This is a genomic window from Paenibacillus whitsoniae, from assembly GCF_003955665.1.
Classification (GTDB): Bacteria; Bacillota; Bacilli; order Paenibacillales; family NBRC-103111; genus Paenibacillus_E; species Paenibacillus_E whitsoniae.
On the sequence record NZ_RXHU01000060.1, the window covers coordinates 1 to 7,134 of the forward strand.

Genomic DNA, 7,134 nt, shown 5'->3' on the forward strand with positions numbered 1-7,134 from the left:
AGCAGCGCCGCCGCCTGCTCGAGATACGTGAGACTGTACCGTTCGCTCAAAGACGCAATCCGCTCGTACTGCTCGCGAAGCAGCTCATCCTGCGCTACGTTTTGTTTCAATTCTTGGAGCGCCGCCTCGGTCAAATATAACGTCGCCGACGGGTCTACGTCCGAACGCAGCACGCGCGAAAAGCGACAATCGCGCAGCCGATTCAGGCACGACACAATTGCTTGCGCAAGTTCCTCACCGCTGTCACCGGTTCGGAACGCCAGCTTGGCTTCCTCCAGCTGGGCCATCTCGGCTCGCAGCGCCGCAGCCGCCTCAGCGCTGTACTCGCCGACGGCGCTGCCGATCCGCGCCGCTTCCAGATGAGCCGCCGCCTGAGCGAGCGCCTCCTCCGCCTTCCGGGGCAGCACTGCCGCCCCTTCAGCGAGCACATCCTGCTGCTCGAACCAGGCCAGCGCCGGCTCCAGCCCGTACTCGTGGTACACCTTGCCTTCCTCATTATAGGAAGGGGCCATCGTGTACCGCCGTGTTGCAAATAACACCGCTTCCTCTTCTCTCGGCGCATAGAACTGCCGATTGCGTACGAACGGAAAGTGCGGCTTCCCATCCAGCGCATCATTGGCGGCGCGAACCATATCCCCCATCGCCAACTTCGCGCCGTCCGTATAATAGGCGCCTCTGCTCGCTAACAGCTTCTCGACGCGCTCCACCAAAGATTTTAAGTTCGCGTGAGCGGTGCCCGCTTCGGCAAACTCCCGCTTCCCATCCGAATGTGGTTGATCTTGCGATTGTGCTTGTGTATGTCCAGCCATGCTCTGATCCTCCCTCTCGGCTTATTTACCTGCCGCCGTTTCCTCTCGAAGCAACTGTCCGTGGGCATACTCGGTCAGCTTCAAGCTGATGTCTTCCTGCTCCATTGAAGACACTTCAAGAATCTGCGTTCTGCCGTCCTTGAGACGCACCTCAACGGTATTCGCGTCCGCCGCCTGCACAGACGCAATCATCGACTCCGCCTCATACGGCTCCACGATCGTAATGAACCGGCCGACTTCCCCGTGCGCCCGCACGGCGTACGTGATGCGCCGCTGCGACTCGTCGCCAGGGAACGCGTCCGCGCCAACGCGGCCCACGAACCTGACCGCATCCAACCCCGCCAAATCCAGTTGGATCACGGCTTCCTGATCATGATCGATCGGGCTGGTAGGGATCGCGTCCTTATATTCGTTGCCCACAATCGTCACTCGGCCGCCTTCGTAATCTTTGCCGAAGCCGTGTCCCGGATCGACATTTCGGCAATCCAGCGCCAGCTCGCTGAGAGGAACGGTCGAGCCGTCCATCATAACGAGATAAGCCTCTCCCCAGAACAGCCCCTGCGGCGTTCGTACCGGATACTTCTGCTCGGTATAGTTGGGGCCGTTCTGCACACACAAGCTTAGTGAAGCGGCGCCTCGCACGTCGATGTCGCACAAGCCTTCGCCAAGCAGCCAAGCGCCGAACTCGCCCCAAGCCTTGACCTCCCCGTCGACCTCGACCCGGTAAGCAAGCGGAATCGTCATCCCGTGGTATTCCGCCGCTCGCCCTGTGATGTGCGTCGCTTGCAGCGGCCATGCCGTATGCACATCGAGCTTTAGTCGTCCCGGCACGTTATGCGCCGTCCGATTGCCCCGCTGATCCTCGCCTTCGCCGAAGATCGTTTCGAAGCGTGCGACACTCGTACCCGAGACGTCGTACCAGTGGCAATCGGTAATGAATTGTCCATCCGATAGCCCATCCTCCGACCATTGGCTCGTATGTTTCAAATAAGCGACGCTATCAGCCTCCAAGCCCTTCCATCCCTTCATCTGAAACAAGCAAGCGAACTGGTGATCGGTATCGCCCTTCACATAATCGAACAGCACCACATAGTCGTCCGTGACCGCCATCGCCTTGCGCTGCACAACCGGCTCCGTGTAAGCGGACAGCGCGCCATATGGTGGCGCCTCCTCCAGCTCAGGCAGCCAGCTGGCGTTCATCTCGCACCGCTCCGCCAGCGTCGCCGTGTTCGGATAAATCATCCCGCCGTACGGCGGATAAGCCCACGGCGCGACTGTTTCAACCGCTGCGGCCTGCAGCGCCTTGCCGCTGTAAAACATAAGCCTGCGTGAATCCGCGGGAACCTGCATTTTGCCGTCGACGACGACCATGTTTTTGGTCAAGGAGTTTTGCACGTAAAATTTGTACATGAAATGATGGTAGCCCCACCATACATGCTCCGGGTTGAAAAAGCTGCGCCCATAGCGCATGAGAGAAAGCAGCTCCGTCCGGTCGTAATGCCCGTGGGCATAGCCATGCGAGCCGTAGCGCAGCACGGCCTGAATTTGCTCGCTTTGCGGGCGATCTGCCGTCTGGCTACGCAGCATCGCAATGCCGACGTTATCCGAGTACGCGTTACTCCGCGTATAATGGGATTCATACTCCGGCAGCTCCGCATGCCCAAAAATCGGATCGGCTTGCGGGAAGCGCCGGATGACCGGAATATATTCCGGATCTCTGTAATACTGATACGCCAGATCGAACGTGGATCCAAAATGAACCCCATCCAGCTTCTTCTCATCGGAGTCGCTGATCCCGAACAGCACGCCACGTTCATCGAGAAACGGGATCACCGCATCGAACAAATCTTTGATGCAGACGTAGTTTTTACGGTTGCCGCCCCATTTTTTGTTCACCATGCCGAATCGCACTTCCGCATCCTGTCCGCCATATGTGCTGTTCACTTCATCATTGAACGGGATCCGGAAATGCGTGTGCAGCAGATTGTAGCCGAAAGGCAGCAGGGCATGCGCCGTATGGATATACATGGACGACACCCACGTGTTATAGCCGACCGAGCATTCGTGCCACCAGCCGTCATTGAACAAGCCGTAACGAAGCTGCTCAATCGACCCGCCAGGACCGAATACGAAGCGCAGCGCCCGCTCGATGTCTTGAATCGCCAGCGCGCAATAGAGCGCTCCCGTGATTTCCGAGAGCAGCCAGTTGGAGATGTGTCCCCGCTGCAAGTGGTGATCCAGAATGTCCATATAGATGCGGAACGTTCGCTCTACACCCTGATGCTCTTCCGGCGTCAACACCCCGGCATCATGAATGATGTCGTACGGAATCGCCAAATGCTGGAAAAAATGCCCCTCCTGCACATAGCTCGCGCTGCAGCCTTTCTTTTTCCGGGGATAACCCGTCTCTTCGTCGATAAAATAACGCAAAAACGCTGCGACTTTCTCCGCGTATTTCTTCTCCTTGGTCAGCGCATAGGCGTAGGCGGCAGACATGATGCCATGCTCCTCGCTCGTATTGTAGCAGTAGTCGCGCTCGTCGACCGGCACGGGTGGAGTAACCTCCCAAGCGTCCGCGTCGGCAATGATTTGCGCATACCCCGGCTGAAAGCTGGCATGTCGGTCAATGCGTTCCCTTACCTCCTGCCACTTGGCTTCCGAATGATAGATGTACGGATGGGGCAGCTTCCGCAATGTTTTGAACGCCACCTCCACGCAACTGCTGCTGTCCCCGTTGCCCGTAAAACGAAGCGTCGTTGTCTCATGTCCGCCCGGCACCATACGGTCATGAACCCGCACGACCGCCGTCACCTCCTGCTGGTCATATGGCTCCAATACGAACTGCTTCGGCGTCACATCCGCCAGAAGCGATTCCCAGCCCTCGAACAGCTGTTTCACGGCCACATGCTGCTGCCGATCCGTGCAGTTATGCACCGTCATCGTGTATGCGACCTCTTCGCCAGCCTCCCCGGCTCGGCCAAGCACGCCGGTCTCCACATAGAGCCGCTCCCCCCGCAGAAGTCGAACGCCAACAAGGCGTCCTGCGCCGTGCAACTCGAAGCTTTGCACGAACCGCCATAGGTTCCGCTTGCTCCGCTCTATGTCGAAATCGTCCAACCGGACGATGCAGTCATGGCGCCCTGTTCCAGCCAGTGTAACCGTCGCCCTTACGCTCCGCTCCTCCACAAAATTCGCCTGAATGCGAAAGCTCGTTTCTTCCGTCTCGGCAACCAGGCTGATGTGCAGCCCAAACCAGCCCATCGCTTCCTGCGAGCCGTCATGGCCGCGCTCAAAGCCGATCGGATACCAACCCTGGGCCCCCTCAGGGATTGGATAATGAAACACAACGGCGCCGTCCTCTCGGCTTTCCATGCGCCAATCCTGCATTAGATCAATTGTTGTAGGCATCTCCGTTCTCTCTCCTTTTAAGCGGCCGCAAGGGAAAAGAGACCCTCCCCAGGCCACTTCGCCCTTTGGCTAGTCTCTTTTCCGTTTGTACCGTCATGACAACGCTTATTTGCCGCCTTTATCCAGATACGCTTGAATCTGTGTTTGCAGCTCCGCGCGAATTTTATCCAACCCCAGCGCTTTCAATTCGCCTGCCAGCTTCGCTGTCTGCGCTTCCCAGTCCTTGATCTGGCCTGCTTTGAGCATCTGAATGAATGGATCTGTCTTCGAGCTCATATTCGCGAACTCTGCTTTCACATTCGTACTGTCGAACGTAAACATCGCGAGAGGGGCCGAATAATACGTATCCGCTTTGGCCGAGTATTCAAAGTATTTGCGGGTTTGATCCGTCAAGTCCTGGCTCAAGCGGATCATCGACGGGTTCCAGGTAAACTCATACCCCGGGAACGTGTAGTTTTTGGACTCGTCGAGCAGCTTGATCTGGTTCGTGCCAACAGCTTCCCAATGCTTGCCTGGAATGCCGTATTCAAAGAGATCGTGATTCGCTTGAGAGGTGAACAGCCAATCAAAGAACTTCATCGTTCTGTCGATATTTTTCGATGTAGCCGGAATCGCGATCGAGTTGTTCGCTTTATAGTTGGTTGAGATCGCATGCGGCTTCATGTCGCGAATGTCCTTCTTGAGCACGAAAAATTCCAGATCTGCCCCAGCAATCGTATCTTTCAGCTTCTTCTGATCCGCAGCAAAAGACGAAATTGTGCCATAGTACGAAGCGGCTTTGCCGGACATAAAGTAAGCCTTCTGATCCTTCTGGGAGATCACGTCTTTCTCCAAATATTTGCTCCACTCCGCCCACTTATCGTATTGCGGGAAAGCCGTTTTCGCAGTATTAAACGGTGCTGGAAGCTTAGCCCACTCGGAAGCGGCGTCACCCAGCATTACCATGTTCTGTACTTTCTTCCCGTCATCGGACAATTGCACGATAAAAGGAATGCCTGCCACGCCAACTTGACCGATCGTCGGCATGTTAACATTGTTTTCTCCTGTCCAGATTTCCTGGAACCCGCCATTGCCTTTGACCGCAATCGGCGTCATCTCTTTATTGCTTTCCTGCACTTTCTGGTAAAACTTTTCCAGATCATCATAGTTCGCGATCGGCTGGAAGCCGTATTTCTCCCGAAGGTCCTTGCGGATATAAACGACCGGCAGATCGTAAAAATATTGCGTGAACGGAATCGTATACAGATGCCCGTCAAATCGTTTGTTCGCCGCAACGAATTCCGGCGAGAACGCCTTTTTTAGCCCAGGATAGGCGTCGTTATTGAAATATTTATCCAACTGGGCATAGGCACCTTGAGGAACCAGCTCTTTCAAATTGGCAAAGTCAGCATCGAAAACGAAATCCACATCTTCGCCGGCCGCCATCATGAGCTTCACCTTTTGCTTATGGTCGCTTAATGGATTCCACTGAATGTTCAGTTTCGTATTCAGACTGTCCTTCGTCTGCTTCTCAAACTCGTCGAGAACGGCCGGCATATCTTTCGGCTGATCCCCGAATAGCATGCCTTTGAGCGTTAGCGGAGCCAATGCGGCTTGCTTGCCGCCTTCGTTCGCGCCCGCAGGGCTGGACGCTGTGTCCTTTGACGTGCTGTCGCTGCATGCCGCCGCCATCCCGAGTACGGTTACCGCCAATAAAGCAGTCCCAATACGTTTTGTCTTCATCTCTGTGTTCCTCCCTTAACTATCGATCATGATTTATACTAAACCGCTCAAGCGGACTTAGCCTTTGACAGCGCCAACCATCAGACCTTTGACAAAATACTTCTGCAAAAACGGATACAGGAAAATGATCGGGCCGATCGTCACAATCGTCGTGGCGAGCCGCACCGTAATCGCAGGCGGGATAAAGTTCGGGATATTGACGTCCGCTGCAATCTGATTGATATAGTCCAAATTGTTCATAATGCGCTGAATCAAATATTGCAGCGGAAACTTATGCGGATCGTTGATATACAGCAAGGCATTGAACCAGTTGTTCCAATAACCGAGCGCGTAGAACAGGCCGATTGTCGCCAGTGCGGGCAGCGAGACAGGCAGGATGATGCGGAATAAAATGTAAGCGTCGTTTGCGCCGTCCATTTTCGCCGACTCCGCCAGGGATTCATCGATCGTGGCAAAAAAGTTGCGCAGCAGAAACATGTTCCATGCGCTGATCATGCTCGGAATGATAAGCACCCAAATCGAGTCTTTCATGTCCAAATATTTGGAGATGAGCAAGTAAGAAGCGACGAGTCCGCCGTGAAACAGCATCGTGAAGTACACGTAGAACGCAATCGCATTCCGATATTTCACCGATTTGACGGAAATGGCGTACGCCAAGGCACTCGTAAAAATCATGCTCAGCACGGTGCCGGCCATCGTCACAAAGATCGTCACGCCATAGGCTCGGTAAATCGTGTTGTCTTCAAAAATCAGCTTGTACGCCTGCAAACTGAACGTCTTCGGAAAAAGCGTGTACCCGCTCCTCAAAATTTCACTTTCCGTTGCGAAGGAACTCGCCAGCACCGAGATGAACGGCAGCAAGCAGTAGAGGGAGAACAACGTCAGGAAGAGGTAAAACAGCGTTTTAAGCAGCTTGTCACTGAAGCTTTCTTTGATCACGGAGAAGCCTCCTTTCTAGAAAATTGCCGAATCCGGCGCCGTTTTCTTGGCGATGAAATTGACCGTCACGACGAGGATAAAACCGATCGCCGATTGCAGGAATCCGACGGCTGCCGACATCCCCATATCGCCGAGATCCATCAGCGACCGGAAAACGAAGGTGTCGATGACATCGGTCGTTGGATACAGCAGCGGATTTCTGCCGATAATCGCATAGATGAGGCCGAAATCGCCATTGAAGATGCCGCCGACGGCA

3 protein-coding genes and 2 pseudogenes are annotated in these 7,134 nt (G+C 54.9%); all 5 read right to left on the reverse strand.

Features of this window, described 5'->3' with window-relative positions; translation table 11 throughout:
• Positions 1–809 (reverse strand): annotated as a pseudogene (locus EJQ19_RS19620) (heparinase II/III domain-containing protein); the annotation flags it as partial.
• A 21-nt stretch (positions 810–830) separates the two neighbouring features.
• The gene (locus EJQ19_RS19625) at positions 831–4,217 is read right to left on the reverse strand and encodes a COG1470 family protein (RefSeq protein WP_126142937.1); all 3,387 of its coding nucleotides are present in this window, start codon (positions 4,215–4,217) and stop codon (positions 831–833) included.
• A gap of 105 nt (positions 4,218–4,322) precedes the next feature.
• Positions 4,323–5,939, reverse strand: a complete 1,617-nt coding sequence (locus tag EJQ19_RS19630) for an extracellular solute-binding protein (protein WP_126142938.1) — start codon at positions 5,937–5,939, stop codon at positions 4,323–4,325.
• Positions 5,940–5,996: 57 nt separating this feature from the next.
• Entirely contained in the window at positions 5,997–6,878 is an 882-nt protein-coding gene (locus tag EJQ19_RS19635; protein ID WP_126142939.1) for a carbohydrate ABC transporter permease, read from the reverse strand.
• A gap of 15 nt (positions 6,879–6,893) precedes the next feature.
• Positions 6,894–7,134, reverse strand: a pseudogene (locus EJQ19_RS19640) (sugar ABC transporter permease); the annotation flags it as partial.